Here is a 20885-nt window from a genome sequence, read left to right on the forward strand (position 1 = left end):
GAGCGGGTGTCTCCTGGCGGGCGGCGGCGTATCGGCCGCTCCAAGGGAAAATAAGGAAAGGGCGGCTTCTAGGCGGGAGAGTACGCCAGTCTCACGTAGATCGGCGCATAAGGCTCGGCCTGCGTGATTTCGATCAGCGATTCGCGCGACAGCTCGAGCATGGCGATGAAGTTCACCACGACGACCGGCACGCCGCGAGCCGTATCGAACAGTTCGCTGAACTCCATGAAGCGCGCGTTCTGCAGGCGGCGCAGGATCACACTCATGTGCTCGCGTACCGACAGTTCCTCGCGCGAAATCTTGTGATGCTGCACGAGCTTCGCGCGCTTGATGACATCGGCCCAGGCGGCGCGCAGATCGTTCATGTCGACGTCGGGGAAGCGCTGTTCCGTCGACTGTTCGATATACACGTCCGCCCGCAGGAAGTCGCGGCCCAGTTGCGGCAACTGGTCGATGCGCTGCGCCGCGAGTTTCATCTGCTCGTATTCGAGCAGACGCCGCACGAGTTCGGCGCGCGGGTCTTCGGCGTCCTCGCCGGTATCCGCTTTCTTGACCGGCAGCAGCATGCGCGACTTGATTTCGATCAGCATCGCCGCCATCAGCAGATATTCCGACGCGAGTTCGAGATTCGACTCGCGAATCTGGTCGACATAGCCGAGATATTGCGCGGTGACATCCGCCATCGGAATGTCGAGCACGTTGAAGTTCTGCTTGCGGATCAGGTACAGCAAGAGGTCGAGCGGGCCTTCGAACGCTTCGAGAAAGACTTCCAGCGCGTCGGGCGGAATGTACAGATCGGTCGGCAGCTTCCAGAGCGGCTCGCCGTAGAGATGCGCGAACGCGACGCCGTCGATGGTGTCGGGCGTCGAATCGGTCGCGGGGGCGGCGAGCGCCACGTCGCGGGACTTCCGGGCGTCGTCGCGCGGGTCGCCGCGCGAATCGGCCTGCGGCGGTTGCGGCTCGTGGCCGGCGCTCACGTTCAGAAGTTCTGGTAGTAGACGTAAGGCGTCTGTTTCACGCGCGAAGTCTGCTGGCGGTCGCGCTCGTCGAGGTCGATCGGCTGCTTGTCCCACAGGAGCGCGCGCCCGCGGCGCTGCTCTTCTTCGAGCGACGGCTTCTGCGTTTTCAACTGATTGATGAACTGGGTGATGTCCGACTGATACATGATCCGGCTTCCGTTGGTTCGATGCGGTTCGTTGGATGGCGGCGCATTCGCCGTGCCTTGTCGCCGTGCCTTGCCATGTCGCCGTGTATTCGGCGAGCCAGAGCGGGCAGGGCGGGCCGCAGGTTCGCCGCGATTTTACCGCAAGCATCGGCGGCGTCGCGCATATCGGAGGGCTCGCGGCCGCGCATTTCGCGCATGCGCGTGCTAATCGGCGGGAACCGGGCCGCCGTCCGGGCCGTCCAACGGCGCACGGTTCGCGCGCCGTTGCCGCATTTTTACGTCGGCGGGGCGTGGCGGTGTGGTGAAATAGCGCTCGCGCGCCGTGCTGCGCCGATTTGCGCACGACAACCGCATGGCGGACCCGCTTCGCCTTTCTATTTTGTTTTTCCGTTGCCGGAGGTCGCGTTTGGCGGGGCGTTCGTTTGATCTGGTGTGTGCGGTGCGCGGCGCGGCCGCGAAACTGCACGCAATGAAGCCGCTCGTGCACGCGATGAAGCCGCTCGCGCCGGCTGCCGGCCATCGCCCGGCTGCGGCGCTGACGGTGCTGACGGCGCTTGTCTTGCTGGCCGTCGCCGCGCCCGCTTTCGCCAAGTACGACGTGGACATCGACGCGCCACGCAACGTCAAGAAGCTGCTGAAAGATCACCTCGATCTCGCGCGTTTCGCCAAACGCGACGATGTCAGCGACGACCAGTTCCAGTTCCTCGTCACGGCCACGCCGAAAGACGTGCGCGATCTCGTCGCGACCGAAGGCTACTTCACGCCGGTCGTCCGCACCGACGTCACGACCACCGACGACAAGCGCTCGGTCAAGGTCAGCGTCGATCCGGGTCCACAGACGAATGTCGCCTCCGTCGACCTCAAGTTCACCGGCGCCGTGACGACCGAAGACCGCAAGCAGGAAAACGCCGCGCGCTTCGCGTTCGCGATGAAAGAGGGCGATCCTTTCACGCAGGGCGCCTGGGACGACGCGAAGAACGCCGCGCTGAAGGCGCTGCAATCGCGCCGCTATCTGGGCGCGCGGATCGTCCGCTCGCAGGCGCGGATCAATCCGCGCACGCATATCGCCGATCTGTCCGTCACCTTCGACAGCGGCCCGACCTTCACCTTCGGCAAGCTCGATATCAGCGGGACCAAGCGTTATCCGCAGAAGATCATCGAGAACGTGAATCCGATCAACGAAGGCGATATCTACGACATCACCCGCGTGAACGAACTGCAGCGGCAAGTGCAGAACACGCCGTATTACGCGAGCGTCGCGATCGACGCCGACAACGACGTCACGAAGCCGCTCGAAACGCCGCTGCACGTCAAGGTCAGCGAATATCCGTATCACAGCGTGCGCTACGGCGTCGGCTACGCGACGGACACCGGTTTCCACATCCAGGGCGCGTACAGCTACCTGAACACGTTCGGCGCGGCGTATCCGTTCACCATCGCGGGCCGGCTCGACCAGACGCAGCAGTACGGCCGCGTGCAACTGGCGATGCCGCCGGATTCGCGCGGCTGGATCAACGCGATCTTCGGCTCCTACACGATCACCGATGTCTCGGACACGAACATCTACAGCGCGCGCGTCGGCGTGCAGCGGTCGCGCTCGACGCAGAACATCGACACGACGTACTCGCTCACGTTCTACGACGACCGCCTGACGCAGAACGAGCCGAATCCGTCGACGGCGCGCGCGCTCGTGCCCGCGTGGACGTGGGTGCGCCGCGACGTCGACGATCCGCTGTTTCCGCGCCGCGGCAACGTGGTGCGCGCGGAGGCCAGTTTCGCTGTGAAGGGCCTGTTGACCGATCAGACGTTCGCGCGCCTTTACACCAACATGCAGCAATACCTGCCGCTCGGCCGCAACGATCTTCTCGTGTTCCGCGCGGAGTTCGGCGGCGTGTTCACGACCGGGCCGTCGAGCGGCGTGCCGGCGTCGCTGCTGTTCCGCGCGGGCGGCGCGAACTCGGTGCGCGGCTACAGTTATCTGAGCATTGGCCATAACGTGTCGGGCTCGATCCTGCCGACGAAGTACATGGTGACCGGCAGCAGCGAGTATCAGCACTGGTTCACGCACGACTGGGGCGGCGCGGTGTTCTTCGACATCGGCACCGCGACCGATACCTGGGGCGAGCGCGTGTTCCAGCCGGGCGTGGGCGTCGGCGCGCGGTGGCGCAGCCCGGTCGGGCCGGTCAACGTGGACGTCGCGTATGGACTCAAGAACAAGAGCATCAAGCCGTATCTGACGCTCGGCATCGCTTTCTGAGCGATGCATCGACGATATTTTCAGCTAACGAAGGCATGACCGACTCAGGCAACCCGGCGAACGACAGCAACGACGCCACCCCCGGCGGCGAAGCGCCCCCGACGCCCCCAACGCCGCCGACGCCCGACGCGCCGCAGCGCCCGCGCGGCAAGCGGCGCTTGCTGCGCTGGCTCGGCGCGTTCGTGCTCGCCGTCGTGCTGATCGTCGTGCTCGTGCTCGGCGCGGTGCTGTTCGTGCTCACGACCGATCGCGGCACGCGCTACGCCTGGGACGCGGCGACCTCGCTGCTCGGCGGGCGGCTCACCGGCAAGCTCGACGGCGGCGCGATCGCGACCGGCCTGCAATTGCGCGACGTGCGCTGGAAGGACGGCAAGGGCACGGATATCGCCGTCGATAGCGTCTCCGGCCGCTGGGCGCTCACGCACGATCCGCTGCGCTTCACCATCGACTATCTGCACATCGGGACGATCGACGCGCGCATCGCGCCATCGAACGAGCCCAGCAAGAAGACCGAACTGCCGCGCGATCTGCGTCTGCCGATTCAGCTTGCCGTCCGCGATCTGAGCGTCGCGAAACTGCGGCTGCATCAGGCCGCGACGACGACCGAATTCTCCGGCCTGCTTTTCAACGGACGCAGCGACGGCCAGCATCACGAGGCCGCCGTCCAGCGGCTCACGACGCCGTTCGGATCGGTGACGGCCGCGGCGAAGCTCGACGGCGGCGCGCGTCCGTTCCCGCTCTCCGGCGACGCGACCTACGCCGGCAAGGTCAACGACGAGGCAGTGCAGGTCGGCGCGCGGCTGTCGGGGTCGCTCGAAGACCTGATCGCGGACGTCGATGCCAGCGGCATGAAGCTCGCGGGCCAGGCGCACGTCGAAGCGACGCCGTTCGCCGACGTGCCGCTGAAGCGCGCCATCGTCACCGCCGACCACATCAACCCGCAGGCGTTCAGCGCGGGCGCGCCCGCCGCCGATCTCGCCGTGCGCGCCGAAGTAAAGCCGGTGGAAGGCGCGAAGACGTTTGCGGTGAGCGGACCGGTGTCGATCGTCAACGCGAAGCCGGGTTCCATCGACAAGAAGCTGTTGCCGCTCATCGACGCGCGCGCGAACGTGCGGCTCGACGCATCGGCGCAAAGCATCGGCGACCTGAACGTGCGGCTGTTGAAGGACGCGGCCATCACGGGCGGCGGCGCCATTTCGGGCGGCCACGGACGATTCGATCTGAAAGTGGCGAAACTCGATCTCAACGCGATCGAACCGAGCGTGCGTCCGACCGACTTCGCGGGGCCGATCGGCGTCGTTCTCGCGGGCGACACTCAGGCCGTGACGGTCGACCTGAACGATCCGAAAGCGGCCATGCGCGCGCAGGCCAGGATCAAGCTCGATGCGAAACAAACCACGCTCGACGACGTAAAGCTGACCGTCGGCAAGGGCCGCGTGGAGGCGAGCGGCGTGCTCAAGAAGGACGTCCATTCGAGCTACGACCTGAAGGCGAAGTTCGTCGACTTCAATCCGCTCTTGCTTCAGCAGCAGTTGATCGCGCAAAAACCCGCGCCGAAACCCGTTGCAAAGAAAGCGGCGATGCCCCCGCGCGTGGTCGAGGCGCGCGTGAACGGGACACTCGCCGCATCGGGCGTGCTCGCGCCGACGCTGACGGCCAAGGCCACGTTCAAGCTCGACGACAGCATGTACGACAACCTGCCGCTCACCGGCGCGGGCACGGTGCAGATCGCCGGCACGCGCGTGCTGCCGAGCACGGCGAAGCTGTCGGTGGCCGGCAACGATGCCGAACTGGACGGCAGTTTCGGTGCGCCGGGCGACCGTCTGCGGTTTCGCATCGACGCGCCGCAACTGGAGCGCCTCGGCTTCGGGATCGCGGGGACGGTGAAGGCGAACGGCGACCTGACCGGCTCGCTTGCGCATCCGAACATCGCGGCGAACTATCAGGCCGATGGCGTCGTGTTCGGCGCGAACCGCCTCGGCCACGCGGAAGGCCACGCCGACATCCGCGACGGCGCGAACGGCGCGCTCGTGTTCACGCTGAAGGCGCGCGATGCGAGCACATCGGGCATCGAAGTCGCCGCGCTCGATGCGAATCTGAACGGCACGCGCATGCAGCACACGCTCGGCGTCACCGCGACCGGCAAGGTGCAGGGGCAGCCGGTGAACCTCACGCTCGGCGCAAACGGCAAGTTCACCGACGCCGCCGATGGCCCCCACTGGGACGGCGCGATCACGAAGCTCACCAACAAGGGCACGCCGTCGGTGAATCTGGAATCGCCGCTGTCGGTGAATTACGGGCCGAAGCGCATCGTGCTCGGCGCAACGCGGCTCGTCGCGGAGGGCGCGGCGCTCAACCTGAAATCGTTCGCGCTGGAAGGCGGGCGCATTCAGTCGGCGGGCACGCTCACGAATCTTTCGGTGCCGCGCCTGCTCGAAGTCCGGCGGCAGATGACGGGCGAGGAATCGTCGATTCGAACCGACCTCATCTTCGACGGCAACTGGGATTTTTCGCTCGGCACGACGGCCACCGGTTACGCGCAGATCAAGCGGCGCGGCGGCGACGTGACGATCGACGGCACACGCGGGGTCGCGGCGCTCGGCATTTCGGACATCGTCGCGCGCGCCGATTTCGCCAGCGGCAACCGTCTCAACGCGACGCTCCATGCGCAGGCGAGCCGCATCGGCGTGATCGACGCCAACGTGCACACGACGCTCGTCCCGCGCGACGGCATGCTGACCGTGGCCGACGAAGCGCCGCTGTCCGGGGGCATCGACGCGAACGTGCCCGAACTGCGCACGACCGGCGGCCTGCTCGGCGCGAACTATCTGCTCGGCGGTAGGCTCGCGATGAAGCTGACCATCGCCGGCATCGTCGCGAAACCGAGCCTGTCGGGGTCGCTTACCGGCGACGCTATTTCAGCGACGGTCGTCGACCAGGGCGTGCAGTTGAAGGACGGCATCATCCGCATTGCGCTGTCCGAGAATCTCGTCGATTTCCGCCAGGTCGAGTTCCACGGCGCGAGCGGCCTGCTCCGCGCGACCGGCAAGGTGCGGCTCGATCAGCAGGAGCCGGATCTGACGGCGAGCATCATCGCGGACAAGCTGGAGCTGTTCGCCTCGCCGGATCGCGAACTGATGCTGTCGGGCAGCGCGAGCATCGCGAATGCGGGATTGCAGGGCGGCATGGCGATCAACGGCAAGTTCAACGTCGATCACGCGCTCTTCGACTTGCCGGAAAGCTCCGCGCCCGCGCTCGGCGACGATGTCGTGATCGTGCGCCCCGACGGCACGGTGAAGGGCGAGAACAGCAAGCAGATCGTCGCGGCCACCGAGAAGCCGGTCGGGCCGTTCACGCCGCGCGCGAACATCGACATCAATCTCGGCCAGCGTTTCCGCTTCAAGGGCGCGGGCGCGGACCTCGGGCTCGCGGGCACCATCACCGCGACGAGCGCGCCGAACATGCCGCTGCGCGCAGTCGGCAACGTGCGCGTGACCCCCGGTTCCACCTACACGGCGTTCGGGCGCAAGCTCGGCATCGAGAACGGTTTCTTCACCTTCAACGGACCGGTGGCGAATCCGGGCATCAATATTCTGGCGATGCGGCGCAATCAGGAAATCGAAGCGGGCGTGCAGGTGACGGGCACGGTGCAGTCGCCGGTGGCGAAGCTGATCTCGGAGCCGAATGTACCGGACAACGAAAAGCTCTCGTGGCTGCTGTTCGGCCACGGCACCGATCAGGGCAACAACGTCGGCCAGCAGAGCGCGATGACAAGCGCGCTTGCGCTGCTCGGCAGCCGCGGCGGCGCGAAGATTGCGCAGACGGTGGGGCTGGATGAGTTCACGGTCGGATCGAGCGAAGTGGGGCTGACGGACCCGCAAGTGGTGCTGCTGTCGAAGGCGATCAACGAGCGTCTCGTGCTCGGTTACGAGCAGGGCTTGCAGTCGGCGCAGAACGCCGTCAAGGCCACGCTCGCGCTGTCGCGGTTCTGGTCCGCGACGGCCTACGGCGGCACGTATCAGGGCGTCGACCTGTCGTACACGCGGCGCTTCAACTCGTGGGCGCGCCTGCTGTCGATGTCGACATCATCGGGGCCGGCGGTGCAGCCATCGGCGGCATCGGGCGCGTCGGGCGTGTCGGCGCCGTTCGGGGCTTCGTCGGCGGTGGAGTCGGATTCGTCGGGGGACTGAAGGCGCGACGCAGCAATGAAAAAAGGGCACGCAGACTTCGCGTGCCCTTTGTCTTTTTCAGCCGATGCGTGTTACTTCACGCGCATGCCCGGCTTGGCACCGCTGTGCGGCTCGAGGATGTACAGGCCCGGTTCGGCTTTCTCGTCGGCGGCCGAGGCGGCGAGCACCATGCCTTCCGACAGGCCGAACTTCATCTTGCGCGGCGCGAGATTGGCGACCATCACCGTCAGCTTGCCGATCAGATCCTGCGGCTGATACGCCGACTTGATGCCCGAGAACACGTTGCGCGTCTTTTCCTCGCCGATGTCGAGCGTCAGTTGCAGCAGCTTGTCGGAACCTTCGACCGCCTTGCAATCGACGATCTTCGCGATGCGCAGATCGACTTTCGCGAAGTCGTCGATGGAAATGACGCCGGACTCTTCGCTCTTCGCTTCCGCCTTTGCGTCCTTCTTTGCAGCGGTCTTCGCCGCGGCTGCCGGCGCGTCCGTCGCCGCTTGCAGCGAGTCGCGATTCGCCGCCAGCAACGCCTCGATCTGCTTCGGATCGACGCGCGTCGTCAGATGCTTGTACGCGTTGACCGCGTTCGCCGACGACAGCGGCCTGTCCGCGTCCGCCCAGACGAGCGGCGCGATGCCGAGGAACGCCTCAACCGATTCGATCAGCTTCGGCAGCACCGGCTTCAGCGCGAGCGACAGCAGGCGGAACGCTTCGAGGCTCACGCTGCAGGTTTCGTGCAGCGCGACCGCGTTCGCCGGGTCCTTCGCCTGTTCCCACGGCTTGGCGGAATCGACGTAGTGGTTGACCGCGTCGGCGAGTTCCATCGTCGTGCGCAGCGCGCGGCCATATTCGCGCGATTCATAGAATCCGGCGATCTGCGGGATGGCGCTGCGCAGTTGCACGACCAGCGGATGCTGCATCGCGCTGTCCTGCACGCGGCCATCGAATCGCTTGATGAGGAAGCCCGCCGCGCGGCTCGCGATGTTCACGTACTTGCCGACGAGATCGCTGTTCACGCGCGCCTGGAAGTCCTCGAGGTTCAGGTCGATGTCTTCCATCGTGCTGTTCAGCTTCGCCGCGAAGTAATAGCGCAGCCACTCCGGGTTGAGCCCGGTGTCGATCACGCTTTGCGCGGTGATGAACGTGCCGCGCGACTTCGACATCTTCGCGCCATCCACGGTCAGGAAGCCGTGCGCGAACACGTTGGTCGGCGTGCGATGGCCGGAGAACTGGAGCATCGCGGGCCAGAAGAGCGTGTGGAAATACAGGATGTCCTTGCCAATGAAGTGGTACTGCTCGGCTGTGGAATCCTGCTTGACCCATGCATCGAAATCGACGCCGATGCGATCGGCCAGATTTTTGAAGCTCGCGTAATAGCCGACGGGGGCATCGACCCACACGTAGAAGTACTTGCCCGGCGCGCCGGGAATCTCGAAGCCGAAATACGGCGCGTCGCGCGAGATGTCCCAGTCGGCGAGTTTCGCATCGCCCTTGTCGCCGAGCCATTCGCGCATCTTGTTGGTCGCTTCCGGCTGCGCCAGACCGCCGACCCAGCCGCGCAGGAAATCTTCGCAGCGCGGGTCGGACAGGCGGAAGAAGTAATGCGTCGATGTCTTGCGAATGGGCGTCGCGCCCGAGACGACCGAGTACGGGTTGACCAGTTCGGTCGGTAGATAGGTCGAGCCGCACACTTCGCAATTATCGCCGTATTGGTCTTTCGCGCCGCACTTCGGGCACTCGCCCTTGATGAAACGGTCCGGCAGGAACATTTCCTTGACCGGATCGTAGGCCTGCTCGATGTCGCGTGCGTCGATAAGGCCGGCTTCCTGAAGCGCGCCGTAGATCGAATTGCAGAGGACGCGGTTTTCCTCGGCATCGGTCGAATAGTAGTTGTCGAACGAAATGCCGAAGCTGTCGAAATCGCGCTTGTGTTCTTTCCAGACGCGCTCGATCAACGCTTTGGGCGTGATGCCTTCCTTCTCGGCGCGCAGCATGATCGGCGTGCCGTGAGTATCGTCCGCGCCGACGTAGTAGACCTCGTGGCCATGCATTCGCAGCGTCCGAACCCAGATATCCGTCTGAATGTACTCGACCATGTGGCCGATATGAATCTGACCGTTCGCATACGGCAATGCGGACGTGACGAGGATCTGGCGGCGGCCGTTCGTGGCGGCGGACGCGGCGGCGGCAGTGGCGGAAATCGGTGCTGACATAGAGGCGCGGCCTGGAGGGAATTGCTTCGGATTGTGGAAAAAGCGGACTTTCGATTTTAGCAGGGCGGGGGAGGAAGGCAGGGGAGGGACTGCGGGGCGTGAAAACCGCTGCCGGATCGCAATTACAAAATACAACATTTGAGTTGCACTTTTCGCTTAGCATGATACAACATTGATGTTGTATGTTGCTCTCTCCGAACGCTCAACGGAGAGACCGTGAAATACAGCGAGTTCCGCAAATGGCTGCGCGAGCAGGGCGCAATGTTTTCGCCCGGTAAAGGAAGTCACTTTCGCGTGACACTGAACGGCAGGACCACCATTTTCCCTGATCACGGCAGTAAGGAGATCGGCACGAAACTGGTGGCGCAGATCAAGAAACAACTTGGACTGAAATAAGCGGGAGTCGCAATGTTCTTTGGAGAATCTACCGTCATGCTGTCTTATCCAGTGAATCTGGAACTCGACACGAACAACAGTTACCTTGTCACCTTTCCCGATATTCCGGAAGCCATTTCCGCCGGAGACGACGAAGACGAGGCGCTTCTCAACGCGCTGGACGCGCTGGAAAGCGCGATCGAAATTTACTTCGATGAAAAGCGCCAACTGCCGATGCCTTCCAAGCCGAAAAAGGGCCAGCCGGTGGTCATTCTGCCGGCGCTAGTGGTGTCGAAGGTGCTGCTGGCGAACGAAATGCTCCGGCAGGGTGTGCGAAAGGCCGAGCTGGCACGCAGGCTGAACGTGCATATGCCGCAGGTGGATCGGCTGCTCAATCCGCGGCATTCGTCGAAACTGGAGGCAATCGAGGCGGCGTTGCTGACGCTTGGCAAGCGGCTGAGCATCTCGGTCGCCTGACCCGGTGTCAAAACCGTCCGCACAAAAAAAACCGGGGTCCATTGGGGCCCCGGAGCAACAACGACAAGAGGAGAATGGCAGGCGATGGTCCAGCCATCCACCTACCGTAACAACAGACAAGCGCCGCGCCGGCAAGTTTCAAATTTTTTTCAGGCGCGTTCGACCGGATGACGCCTCAGCGCGCCCGCTCGTCTATTGTCCTGCAATATCAAATACTTACTGCACTTGACCCGGCTGCGCGGTCGCGCGCAGGTAGATCTCCACGCGACGATTCTGCGCGCGGCCCGCTTCCGTCGAATTGTCGGCGATCGGCTGGTTCTGGCCCATGCCCTGCGCCGACAGACGCTGCGCCGGAACGCCGTGCGTCGAAATGTACGATGCCACGCTCTGCGCGCGGTTCTGCGACAGCGTCTGGTTGTAAGCCGCCGTGCCGGTGTTGTCCGTATGGCCGACGACGCTCGCGATCAGTTCCGGATGCTGCTGCAACGTTTGCGTGACCGAGTTCAGAACCGGATCGAACGACGGCTTGATCGCGTAGCTATTGGTATCGAACGAGATCGAGTTCGGGATGTTGACCTTGAGCGAGCCGTCTTGCTGCTCGGTCACTTGCGTGCCGGTACCCTTCGAATCGCCGGAAATCTTGTTGCGGATGGCCTGCCAGTTGTAGCCGGTGATGCCGCCAACCGCCGCACCCGTCGCCGCGCCGATCGCCGCGCCCTTGCCGCCGCCGAAAATCGCGCCGATACCAGCGCCCGTGGCCGCGCCGACGCCCGTGCCGACGGCTGCATTGGTACCCTGCTGCGATGCGCAGCCGGCAACGAGTGCGCCGACGACGGCGAAAACGGACAGGCGGGTCAACAACTTCGTATTCATCTTGATCTCCTTTTGATTCAAAAGCGGTTCGGCGACACGCGCCGACAATGCGAAAGGGTCTTCGGACGGGCTTTCGGACGAGCCTCTACAATAACGGGAATATTGAGAAACACGTCCGTGCGCCCGGTGCAATGCGTCCCCGGATAGCAACAGCAGCGGGATAGTGCAGCGCGGGACGACTCGCACGCAACGGCGTTAACAATTACTTTCAATTTCCTCAGTTTGTTGCAACGCGACGGCCCATTTAGCAACAAGCGTTCCCTGGAGTTTCAATGAGCATTGACCGCGCGCGGATCGACACCGCACTCGCTACCCTGACCGATCCGAACACCAACCGCAAGTTCGTCGATACGAAGAGCATCCGCAACGTTTCCATCGAAGGCGGCAAGGTTGCGGTGAGCGTCGTGCTGGGTTATCCGGCGAAGACGCAGTTCGCTGCGATCGGCAGCCTCGTTGCCGATGGGCTGCGCCAGGTGCCGGGCGTGACCGACGTTTCCGTCGATGTCACCTCGCAAGTCGTCGCGCATGCGGTGCAGCGCGGCGTCAAATTGTTGCCGAACGTCAAGAACATCATCGCGGTGGCGTCGGGCAAGGGCGGCGTCGGCAAGAGCACGACCGCGACGAATCTCGCGCTCGCGCTTGCGCAGGAAGGCGCGTCGGTCGGCATGCTCGACGCGGACATCTACGGCCCTTCGCTGCCGATGATGCTCGGCATTTCCGGCCGCCCCGAATCGCCGGACAACCAGTCGATGAATCCGCTCACCGGCCACGGCATCCAGGCAAACTCGATCGGCTTTTTGATCGAGCAGGACAACCCGATGGTCTGGCGCGGCCCGATGGTCACGTCCGCGCTCGAACAACTGCTGCGCCAGACGAACTGGAAGGACCTCGATTACCTCGTCGTCGACATGCCGCCGGGAACGGGCGACATTCAGCTCACGCTGTCGCAGAAGGTGCCGGTGACGGGCGCCGTGATCGTCACGACGCCGCAGGACATCGCGCTGCTCGACGCGAAGAAGGGCCTCAAGATGTTCGAGAAGGTCGGCATTCCGATTCTCGGCATCGTCGAGAACATGAGCACCCATGTCTGCTCGAATTGCGGCCACGAAGAGCACATCTTCGGCGCGGGCGGCGGCGAGCGCATGGCGAAGGAATACGGCGTCGAGATTCTCGGGCAGTTGCCGCTCGATATTTCCATCCGCGAACGCACCGATGCGGGCCAGCCGACGGTCGTGTCGGAGCCGGAAAGCCGCATCGCCGAGACGTATCGCGCGATCGCCCGGCGCGTCGCGATTTCGATTGCCGAGCGCCAGCGCGACATGACGTCGAAGTTCCCGAGCATCGTCGTGCAGAACACCTGACGCCGGTCGTCTGGACGTGTCTTTCGCGAGCCTTGTGCGGTGCGGCTCGCGGTATCATGTCGCCTTCGAAGCGCGGCAACGTGGACGCACGGGGCGTCGGCGGGCCGCCAAGAGGATCGCATGAGAGACAGATTCGACGGGAGGGCGCTTGCCGCCTTGTTCGCCACCGCCGCATGCAGCGTTGCGCTGAGCGGCTGCGGCATCATCTTCCAGAATCACGAGAAAATCGCGGACGCCACGCTGAAGCCCACGCCCGGCAACACGGCGCGGGGCACCATCACGCTGATCGAGCGATCGGACGGCGTCCAGGTCACTTACAGCATCACCAACATGCCGCCTAACAGCGATCACGCGTTGCAGGTGCACGAACGCGGCGACTGCATCGCCGTGAACGGGGCCGACGCAAGCCCGGTCTTCGCGCTGCCCGGCGAACGGGCACGCGCGAGCGGGCGGCTCGAAGGCGAACTCGGCAACATTCACGCGGACGCAAACGGCACGGCCACGGGCTTCATCGTCGCGACGGACGTGTCGCTGGACGGCGTGCGCTCCGTTATCTCCCGCGCGATCATGCTGCATCGCGAAGCCACGGAGTCTTATACGATGAGCCCGCACAACGTAGGTCCGGCGCTTGCCTGCGGCGTGATCCGGCGCTGAGCGCGCCGGCCGAACAGCCGGCTTCGTGCCGCACTTCATTCGCGTAAAATACGCGCTTCGTTTTCATTCGTCTCTCGTCTGGCCCGGCCGGGTCATGCGCCGTTTCACCGAAGGCCTGCGGTCGGATCGCGCGATCGCAAGCTGCAACGCTGGGTAGCGTTCCTATGAGCATCAAGTCCGACAAGTGGATTCGGCGCATGGCCGAAGAGCACAAGATGATCGAGCCGTTCGTGCGCGATCAGGTGCGCGTGGCCGAGGACGGCCGCAAGATCGTGAGCTACGGAACGTCGAGCTACGGCTACGACATCCGCGTGGCCGACGAATTCAAGATCTTCACGAACATCAATTCCACCATTGTCGATCCCAAAGCGTTCGACGAGAAATCGTTCGTGGACTTCAAGGGCGACGTCTGCATCATTCCGCCGAATTCGTTCGCGCTCGCGCGCACCGTCGAGTATTTCCGCATTCCGCGCTCGTGCCTGACCGTGTGCCTCGGCAAGTCGACTTACGCGCGTTGCGGAATCATCGTGAACGTGACGCCGTTCGAGCCGGAATGGGAAGGCTACGTCACGCTCGAATTCTCGAATACGACACCTTTGCCTGCGAAGATTTACGCGAACGAGGGCGTAGCCCAGGTTCTGTTCTTCGAAAGCGACGAAATTTGCGAGACGTCCTATGCGGATCGCGGGGGCAAGTACCAGGGGCAGCACGGCGTGACGCTGCCGAAGACCTGAGCCTCGCATCGTCAGACACGCGCACGCAGTTGAAAGACCGCTGATCCGATGCTCGGGCAGCGGTCGTTCCATTTGGAGATTCGCCTCATGAAGTTCCGCTTTCCCGTCGTCATCATCGACGAAGACTTTCGCTCCGAGAACATTTCGGGTTCCGGCATTCGCGCGCTGGCCGAGGCGATCGAGCGCGAAGGCGCCGAAGTGCTCGGCCTGACGAGCTACGGCGATCTCGCCGCGTTCGCGCAGCAATCGAGCCGCGCGTCGTGCTTCATCCTTTCGATCGATGACGACGAGCTGCTGCCTTACGCCGACAACGTCGTCGTCGAAGGCGATACGCCCGAGCTGGCCTCGGCGATCGTCGCGCTGCGCGCGTTCATCGACGCCGTGCGCCGCCGCAACGCCGACATTCCCATTTTCCTGTACGGCGAAACGCGCACGTCGCGGCATCTGCCGAACGACATCCTGCGCGAACTGCACGGCTTCATCCACATGTTCGAGGACACGCCGGAGTTCGTCGCGCGTCACGTCATCCGCGAGGCGAAGGTGTATCTCGATTCGCTCGCGCCGCCGTTCTTCAAGGAACTGGTGCAGTACGCGGAAGAGGGTTCGTACTCGTGGCATTGTCCGGGGCATTCGGGCGGCGTCGCGTTCCTGAAGAATCCGCTCGGGCAGATGTTCCATCAGTTCTTCGGCGAGAACATGCTGCGCGCGGACGTGTGCAACGCGGTCGAGGAACTCGGCCAGTTGCTCGATCACACCGGGCCGGTCGCGGCGTCCGAGCGCAACGCGGCGCGCATCTTCAGCGCGGATCATCTGTTCTTCGTGACGAACGGCACGTCGACGTCGAACAAGATCGTGTGGCACGCGACGGTCGCACCGGGCGATATCGTCGTCGTGGACCGCAACTGCCACAAGTCGATCCTGCACGCGATCACGATGACGGGCGCGATCCCCGTGTTCCTCACGCCGACGCGCAATCACTTCGGCATCATCGGTCCTATTTCGCGCAACGAGTTCAAGCCCGAGGTCATTCGCAAGAAGATCGAGGAAAACCCGTTCGCCCGCGAAGTGCTGGCGAAGAATCCGAAGGTGAAGCCGCGCATCCTGACCATCACGCAGAGCACGTATGACGGCGTGATCTACAACGTCGAGATGATCAAGGACCTGCTCGGCGACATGCTCGACACGCTGCATTTCGACGAAGCGTGGCTGCCGCACGCGGAGTTCCATTCGTTCTATCAGGACATGCATGCGATCGGCGCGGGCCGGCCGCGCACGGGCGCGCTGGTGTTCGCGACGCACTCCACGCACAAGCTGCTCGCAGGCATTTCGCAGGCGTCGCAGATTCTCGTGCAGGACAGCGAGAACAGCACGTTCGACCGTCATCGCTTCAACGAGGCGTATCTGATGCATACGTCGACGTCGCCGCAGTACGCGATCATCGCGTCGTGCGATGTCGCCGCCGCGATGATGGAAGCGCCTGGCGGCCCGGCGCTCGTGGAGGAATCGATTGCGGAGGCGCTCGATTTCCGCCGCGCGATGCGCAAGGTCGACGCCGAATACGGCGACGACTGGTTCTTCAAGGTCTGGGGCCCGGACGCGCTGGCCGAGGAAGGCATCGGCGATCGCGAGGACTGGATGCTGAAGCCGAACGACCGCTGGCACGGCTTCGGCCCGCTCGCGGAAGGCTTCAACATGCTCGACCCGATCAAGGCGACGATCATCACGCCGGGGCTCGATGTCGACGGCGAGTTCGGCGACACCGGCATTCCGGCCGGCATCGTGACGCGCTACCTGGCGGAGCACGGCATCATCGTGGAGAAGACGGGGCTTTATTCGTTCTTCATCATGTTTACGATCGGCATCACGAAGGGCCGCTGGAACTCGATGGTCACCGAGCTTCAGCAGTTCAAGGACGACTACGACAACAATCAGCCGCTGTGGCGCGTGCTGCCGGAATTCGTCGCGCAGCATCCGTCGTATGAGCGCATCGGCTTGCGCGATCTGTGCCAGCAGATTCACAGCGTGTATCGCGCGAACGACATTGCGCGTCTGACGACCGAGATGTATCTGTCGAGCATGGAGCCGGCGATGAAGCCGTCCGAAGCGTACGCGAAGCTCGTGCACCGCGAGATCGACCGCGTGCCGATCGACGAACTCGAAGGCCGCGTGACGAGCATTCTGCTCACGCCGTATCCGCCGGGCATTCCGCTTCTGATTCCGGGCGAGCGCTTCAATCGCACGATCGTCGATTACCTGCGTTTCGCGCGTGAGTTCAACGAGCGCTTCCCGGGCTTCCATACGGATATCCACGGGCTCGTCGGCGAGATGATCAACGGGCGCATCGAGTATTTCGTCGATTGCGTGCGTGATTGACGCCTTCGCTCTCCATGCGGCAAATGAAAACGGCCCGCGCGGGCCGTTTTTTTATCGCTGAAGGGCTGCGATGCGTCAGATCAGACCTTCGGCCTTCATTGCCGCTTGAACCGCAGCGCGTGCGCCCACGCGCGACTGATAGGCGACCAGCGCCGGCCACTTGTTCAGGTCGAGATCGATGTGCCGCGCCCAGCTAAGCACGGTGAAGAGATACGCATCGGCGATGCCGAATTCACTGCCGAGCAGGAACTGCTTGTCGTCGATGTGCTTCGCGACGTAAGCCAGACGGCGGTCGAGATTGGCCATCGCTGCCGCTTTCCAGTCGCTCGACGCGGCCGGATTGAAGAACGGCGAGAAGTTCTTGTGCAGTTCGGTGCCGATGAACGTGAGCCATCCTTGCAGGCGATAGCGCGCCATGGCGTCGGCGAGCGGCGCCAGATGCTTCGCGGGCACCTGATCGGCGATGTACTGCATGATCGCCGGGCCTTCGGTCAGCAATTCGCCGTTATCGAGTTGCAGCGCGGGCACGTAGCCTTTTGCGTTGATCGCCGAGAAATCCGCGCCGCTTGCGGTCAGCTTCGTTTTCAGATCGACTGCTTCGATCTCGTACGGCAGACCGGACTCTTCAAGAACAATGTGCGATGCAAGCGAACATGCGCCGGCCTTGTAAAACAGTTTCATTCGAATCTCCAAGTAAATCGCGGAGCATTATGAACGATTCGAATGGGAGCCGGCAGTGACGGGTGAGGAATGGTTCATGTCGTCGGGCGAAATGATGGGTGGTGCGAAGCGGTGACGAATCGGATAAATCGTGTATGACTTCGTAAGCCTAACGACTACGCTGGCGAATCGAACACTGATAAGAAAGGTCAACAATGAGCGCGAGGCCACCATTCGCGAGCGCATGGCTCGCTTTCCTTGACGTGCGCGTGAGCGTGGCGGGAGTGGGGAAGCTAATCGGCGGCCGGGTGAACGACAATGTCAAAGCTGGCATTTTCCAGAACGCCTGCCCGATCAGAATGAGCTATGTATTGAACCGCACTGGTTTCCCTGTCAGGAAGGACGCTGCTTATGCATCCGTGTCGGGCGCCGACGGTGCACAGTATCTGTTTCGAGTGAACGACATGATGGCTTATCTCGAACGTCAGTTCGGCAAGCCGGAGAAAACGGTCAAGTCCCCCAGGGAGGATGATTTCCGCGGCGAGAAGGGCATTCTCGTTGTTCGAGGACACGGCTGGGACAACGCGCAAGGGCACGTCACCTTGTGGGACGGCAATGCGTGTTCGGATTCATGCCATCTGCTTCACAACCCCGACAACGGCACGTTTATTCCCGAAACAGCATTGCTATGGAAGTTGCACTGATGCGCACATTCGTCGCAGGCGTCGCGCTCTTCGTACTAAGTCAAGCCGTCGCCGCAGCGCACTCTGCATCGATGGTAGAACAACAGGCGCTTTTGAAGCGATGGGCATTGAGCCGATGCCTCGGGAAGGTCTACGCTGACGCGGCAGTGAAGCGGGACGCCGAGGCCACGGCCAGCATCTATCTCGAAGCCGGCATTGTTCCGGCGGATGCGTACAGCGCAGTCGATCAGTTGGCGACCGACTACGCGAACCGGCATTACACCGGCTCGATCGACTCGTCTTTCGGAACGAAGAAGTGCATCGACTTGTTCGACGGCAAGCCGCTCGACCACCTCACCAAACGCCTCGTCAACCCGCCGCGCCTCCGCCGCTAATCAACGATGAACATCCGCGACGGCTCCCGCGCGGCGGGCGGCGCGGAAGCAAACCCCGGATCGGCCGCCATATCGTGCAGCGCGGCTTCGAGCGTCGCGCATATCGCGCTCAGCGCGAGATCGTTCTCCTCCAGCCCGAACGGGTCCTCGATCTGCGCGGCGATCGCTTCGAGCGCCATGAACGCGTACGCCACCAGCAGCGCGAAGAGCGGCGTCAGCACGCCCGCGCCATCGACGAGGCCGAACGGCAGCAGAAAGCAGAACACGTAGATCGTGCGATGGATCATCACCGAGTACGAAAACGGCAGCGGCGTCGATGCAAGCCGCTCGCATCCGCCGACGACCACCGACAGCGCATTCAGGTTGTGGTCCATCGCGAGCACCGCGTAGCCGTCGAGCGACGCTTCGCGCTTACGCTCCGCGATCCACTCGCCGAGCCACAGCAGGATCGTCGCGGGCTTGTATTGCGCGGCGTCCACCCGCGCGAGCAATTCGGGCGGCAGGCGCGGCGCGAGATCGGCGGACGCGTCGGTGCCGCGTAACTGGTGCCGCAGCGCATGCGCGAAGCCGCCGATCGCGGCGAGAAAGCGCCGTGTCGCTTCCGTATCGCGCGGATGCTGCAACGCCAGCGCCTGCCGCGCAAGCGAACGCGCCGTAATCAGCAGCGATCCCCATAGCTTGCGGCCTTCCCACCAGCGGTCATAGCTCGCGCTGTTGCGAAAGCCGAGAAACACCGCGAGCGCGATCCCGACGAGCGCGAACGGCGGCGTGCCGAGCCCGATCGGGTAGTGGCGCATGTGGTCGTGCATGAAGATCGCCGCGACCGACAGCGCGAAAATCAGCCCGAGGCGCGGCAGCAATTGCGGCAGCACGGAGCCGCGCCAGACGAACAGCAGGCGGAACCAGTGCAGCTTGGGGCGAATGATCATGATGGAGCGCCAGGGACGATCACGCGATTATCCCGAAATGCCGGCGATCGCGTGGCAACAAAAAAGGCCGTCGAATCCGACGGCCCTTCATGCAATGCTTCGATGCAAGCGCGCGTTCAGAGCGCCGCCCGCGCAGCCTTCGCCGCCGCGCGCACCTGGTCCGGCGCGGTTCCGCCCGGATGATTGCGGCTCGCGACCGAGCCTTCGAGCGTCAGATAGCTGAACACGTCTTCGCCGATCAGATGCGCGACGTTCGGCAACTCGATGCGCATCGCGTCTAGCGACAGGTCCGCGAGATCGCAGCCGCGATCGTCACAGATGCGCACCGCGTGCGCGACGGCTTCGTGCGCGTCGCGGAAGGGCAGGCCGCGCTTCACGAGATAGTCCGCGAGATCGGTGGCCGTCGAGAAGCCTTGCAGCGCCGCGGCGCGCATCGCTTGCGGCTTGACCGTGATGCCCGCCGCCATCTCCGAGAAGATACGCAGCGTATCGGCGACGGTATCGACCGTATCGAAGAGCGGTTCCTTGTCTTCCTGATTGTCCTTGTTGTACGCGAGCGGCTGGCCCTTCATCAGCGTCAGCAGCGCCATCAGGTGCCCGTTCACGCGACCCGTCTTTCCGCGTGCCAGTTCGGGCACATCGGGATTTTTTTTCTGCGGCATGATCGACGAGCCGGTGCAGAAGCGATCCGCGAGATCGATGAAGCCCACGCGCGGGCTCATCCACAGCACCAGTTCTTCCGAGAAGCGCGACACGTGCGTCATCACGAGCGCGGCCGCCGCCGTGAATTCGATCGCGAAGTCGCGGTCGGACACGGCGTCCAGCGAATTGGCGCAAATGCCGTCGAAGCCGAGCGACGCCGCTACCGCTTGACGGTCGATCGGATAACTCGTCCCCGCGAGCGCCGCCGCGCCGAGCGGCAGGCGATTCAAGCGCTTGCGGCAATCGCGCATGCGTTCGGCATCGCGGGCGAACATCTCGACGTAGGCGAGCAGGTGATGCCCGAACGTCACCGGCTGCGCGACCTGCAAATGCGTGAAGCCGGGCATGATCGTGTCGGCATGCTTCTCGGCCATGTCGATGAGCGCGCCGCGCAGGTCCGTCAGCAGGCCGCCGATGCGGTCGATCTCGCCGCGCAGCCACAGGCGGATGTCGGTCGCGACCTGATCGTTGCGCGAGCGGCCGGTGTGCAGGCGCTTGCCGGCATCGCCGATCAACGCCGTCAGGCGCGCCTCGATGTTCAGGTGCACGTCTTCCAGGTCCAGCTTCCACTCGAATTCGCCGCGCTCGATTTCGCCCTTGATCTGCGCCATGCCGCGCTCGATGGCCGCGAGGTCATCGGCGCTGATGATTTTCTGCGCGGCGAGCATGGATGCGTGCGCGAGCGAGCCTTGAATGTCGACGAGCGCAAGCCGCTTGTCGAAAAACACCGACGACGTATAGCGCTTGACGAGCTCCGACATCGGCTCGGAGAAGCGAGCCGACCAGGCTTCGCCTTTTTTGTGGAGTTGGGACGTCATGGTGATGTTGTCAGCGGTTGGAGCGGCTT

17 protein-coding genes are annotated in these 20885 nt (G+C 63.8%); 10 read left to right on the plus strand and 7 right to left on the minus strand.

Annotation, left to right across the window (positions count from 1 at the left end; all coding sequences use genetic code 11):
- Positions 1-68: 68 nt before the first annotated feature.
- Positions 69-896, minus strand: coding sequence for a segregation and condensation protein A (locus BG57_RS04515; RefSeq protein WP_035961065.1), 828 nt, complete (start codon positions 894-896; stop codon positions 69-71).
- Between the two features lie 83 nt (positions 897-979).
- Complete coding sequence (locus BG57_RS04520) at positions 980-1168, minus strand: DUF3460 family protein (protein WP_174447191.1); 189 nt, start codon at positions 1166-1168, stop codon at positions 980-982.
- Positions 1169-1571: 403 nt separating this feature from the next.
- Between BG57_RS04520 and BG57_RS04530 the strand changes: the two genes are divergently transcribed.
- On the plus strand, positions 1572-3422 hold the full coding sequence (locus tag BG57_RS04530) for an autotransporter assembly complex protein TamA (protein ID WP_371875832.1): 1851 nt from the start codon (positions 1572-1574) through the stop codon (positions 3420-3422).
- 35 nt (positions 3423-3457) lie between these two features.
- Entirely contained in the window at positions 3458-7612 is a 4155-nt protein-coding gene (locus BG57_RS04535; protein ID WP_035960547.1) for a translocation/assembly module TamB domain-containing protein, read from the plus strand.
- Between the two features lie 71 nt (positions 7613-7683).
- On the opposite strand, the gene metG is transcribed toward BG57_RS04535, so the two are convergent.
- The gene (gene metG, locus BG57_RS04540) at positions 7684-9822 is read right to left on the minus strand and encodes a methionine--tRNA ligase (RefSeq protein ID WP_035960549.1); all 2139 of its coding nucleotides are present in this window, start codon (positions 9820-9822) and stop codon (positions 7684-7686) included.
- 216 nt (positions 9823-10038) lie between these two features.
- Here metG and BG57_RS04545 point away from each other — a divergent pair, with 216 nt between their 5' ends.
- Positions 10039-10218 carry a type II toxin-antitoxin system HicA family toxin gene (locus BG57_RS04545; RefSeq protein WP_035960550.1) on the plus strand — a complete coding sequence of 60 codons (180 nt, stop codon included), beginning with the start codon at positions 10039-10041 and terminating at the stop codon, positions 10216-10218.
- Between the two features lie 36 nt (positions 10219-10254).
- Complete coding sequence (locus BG57_RS04550; RefSeq protein WP_035960551.1) at positions 10255-10674, plus strand: type II toxin-antitoxin system HicB family antitoxin; 420 nt, start codon at positions 10255-10257, stop codon at positions 10672-10674.
- A gap of 216 nt (positions 10675-10890) precedes the next feature.
- Here BG57_RS04550 and BG57_RS04555 read toward each other — a convergent pair whose 3' ends face one another.
- Positions 10891-11547 (minus strand): YiaD family glycine zipper/OmpA-like lipoprotein, encoded by a 657-nt coding sequence (locus BG57_RS04555; protein WP_035961071.1) that lies wholly within the window; start codon positions 11545-11547, stop codon positions 10891-10893.
- A gap of 272 nt (positions 11548-11819) precedes the next feature.
- Here BG57_RS04555 and apbC point away from each other — a divergent pair, with 272 nt between their 5' ends.
- From apbC to BG57_RS04575, 4 genes are all read left to right on the plus strand, one after another.
- On the plus strand, positions 11820-12908 hold the full coding sequence (apbC, locus tag BG57_RS04560; protein ID WP_035960552.1) for an iron-sulfur cluster carrier protein ApbC: 1089 nt from the start codon (positions 11820-11822) through the stop codon (positions 12906-12908).
- 120 nt (positions 12909-13028) lie between these two features.
- Positions 13029-13562 carry a superoxide dismutase family protein gene (locus BG57_RS04565; protein WP_035960553.1) on the plus strand — a complete coding sequence of 178 codons (534 nt, stop codon included), beginning with the start codon at positions 13029-13031 and terminating at the stop codon, positions 13560-13562.
- Positions 13563-13726: 164 nt separating this feature from the next.
- Entirely contained in the window at positions 13727-14296 is a 570-nt protein-coding gene (dcd, locus tag BG57_RS04570) for a dCTP deaminase (protein ID WP_014190693.1), read from the plus strand.
- Between the two features lie 87 nt (positions 14297-14383).
- Positions 14384-16669, plus strand: coding sequence for an arginine/lysine/ornithine decarboxylase (locus BG57_RS04575; RefSeq protein WP_035960554.1), 2286 nt, complete (start codon positions 14384-14386; stop codon positions 16667-16669).
- A gap of 75 nt (positions 16670-16744) precedes the next feature.
- Here the strand turns inward: BG57_RS04575 and gstA are convergent, their stop codons facing one another.
- On the minus strand, positions 16745-17350 hold the full coding sequence (gene gstA / locus BG57_RS04580; protein WP_035960556.1) for a glutathione transferase GstA: 606 nt from the start codon (positions 17348-17350) through the stop codon (positions 16745-16747).
- Positions 17351-17544: 194 nt separating this feature from the next.
- On the opposite strand from gstA, the gene BG57_RS04585 reads away from it, so the two are divergent.
- The gene (locus BG57_RS04585) at positions 17545-18033 is read left to right on the plus strand and encodes a type VI secretion system amidase effector protein Tae4 (RefSeq protein ID WP_035960557.1); all 489 of its coding nucleotides are present in this window, start codon (positions 17545-17547) and stop codon (positions 18031-18033) included.
- The gene (locus BG57_RS04590) at positions 18033-18407 is read left to right on the plus strand and encodes a T6SS amidase immunity protein Tai4 family protein (RefSeq protein WP_160174707.1); all 375 of its coding nucleotides are present in this window, start codon (positions 18033-18035) and stop codon (positions 18405-18407) included. Before BG57_RS04585 ends, BG57_RS04590 begins: the two co-directional genes overlap by 1 nt.
- Here the strand turns inward: BG57_RS04590 and BG57_RS04595 are convergent.
- A complete protein-coding gene (locus BG57_RS04595) occupies positions 18404-19336 on the minus strand; it encodes a bestrophin family protein (protein ID WP_035960559.1) in 933 nt (310 codons plus the stop codon). The two genes, BG57_RS04590 and BG57_RS04595, sit on opposite strands and share 4 nt — an antisense overlap.
- Before the next feature lie 116 nt (positions 19337-19452).
- Positions 19453-20856, minus strand: a complete 1404-nt coding sequence (gene argH / locus BG57_RS04600) for an argininosuccinate lyase (protein WP_035960560.1) — start codon at positions 20854-20856, stop codon at positions 19453-19455.
- Between the last annotated feature and the right edge of the window lie 29 nt (positions 20857-20885).

Source organism: Caballeronia grimmiae (assembly GCF_000698555.1).
Classification (GTDB): domain Bacteria; phylum Pseudomonadota; class Gammaproteobacteria; order Burkholderiales; family Burkholderiaceae; genus Caballeronia; species Caballeronia grimmiae.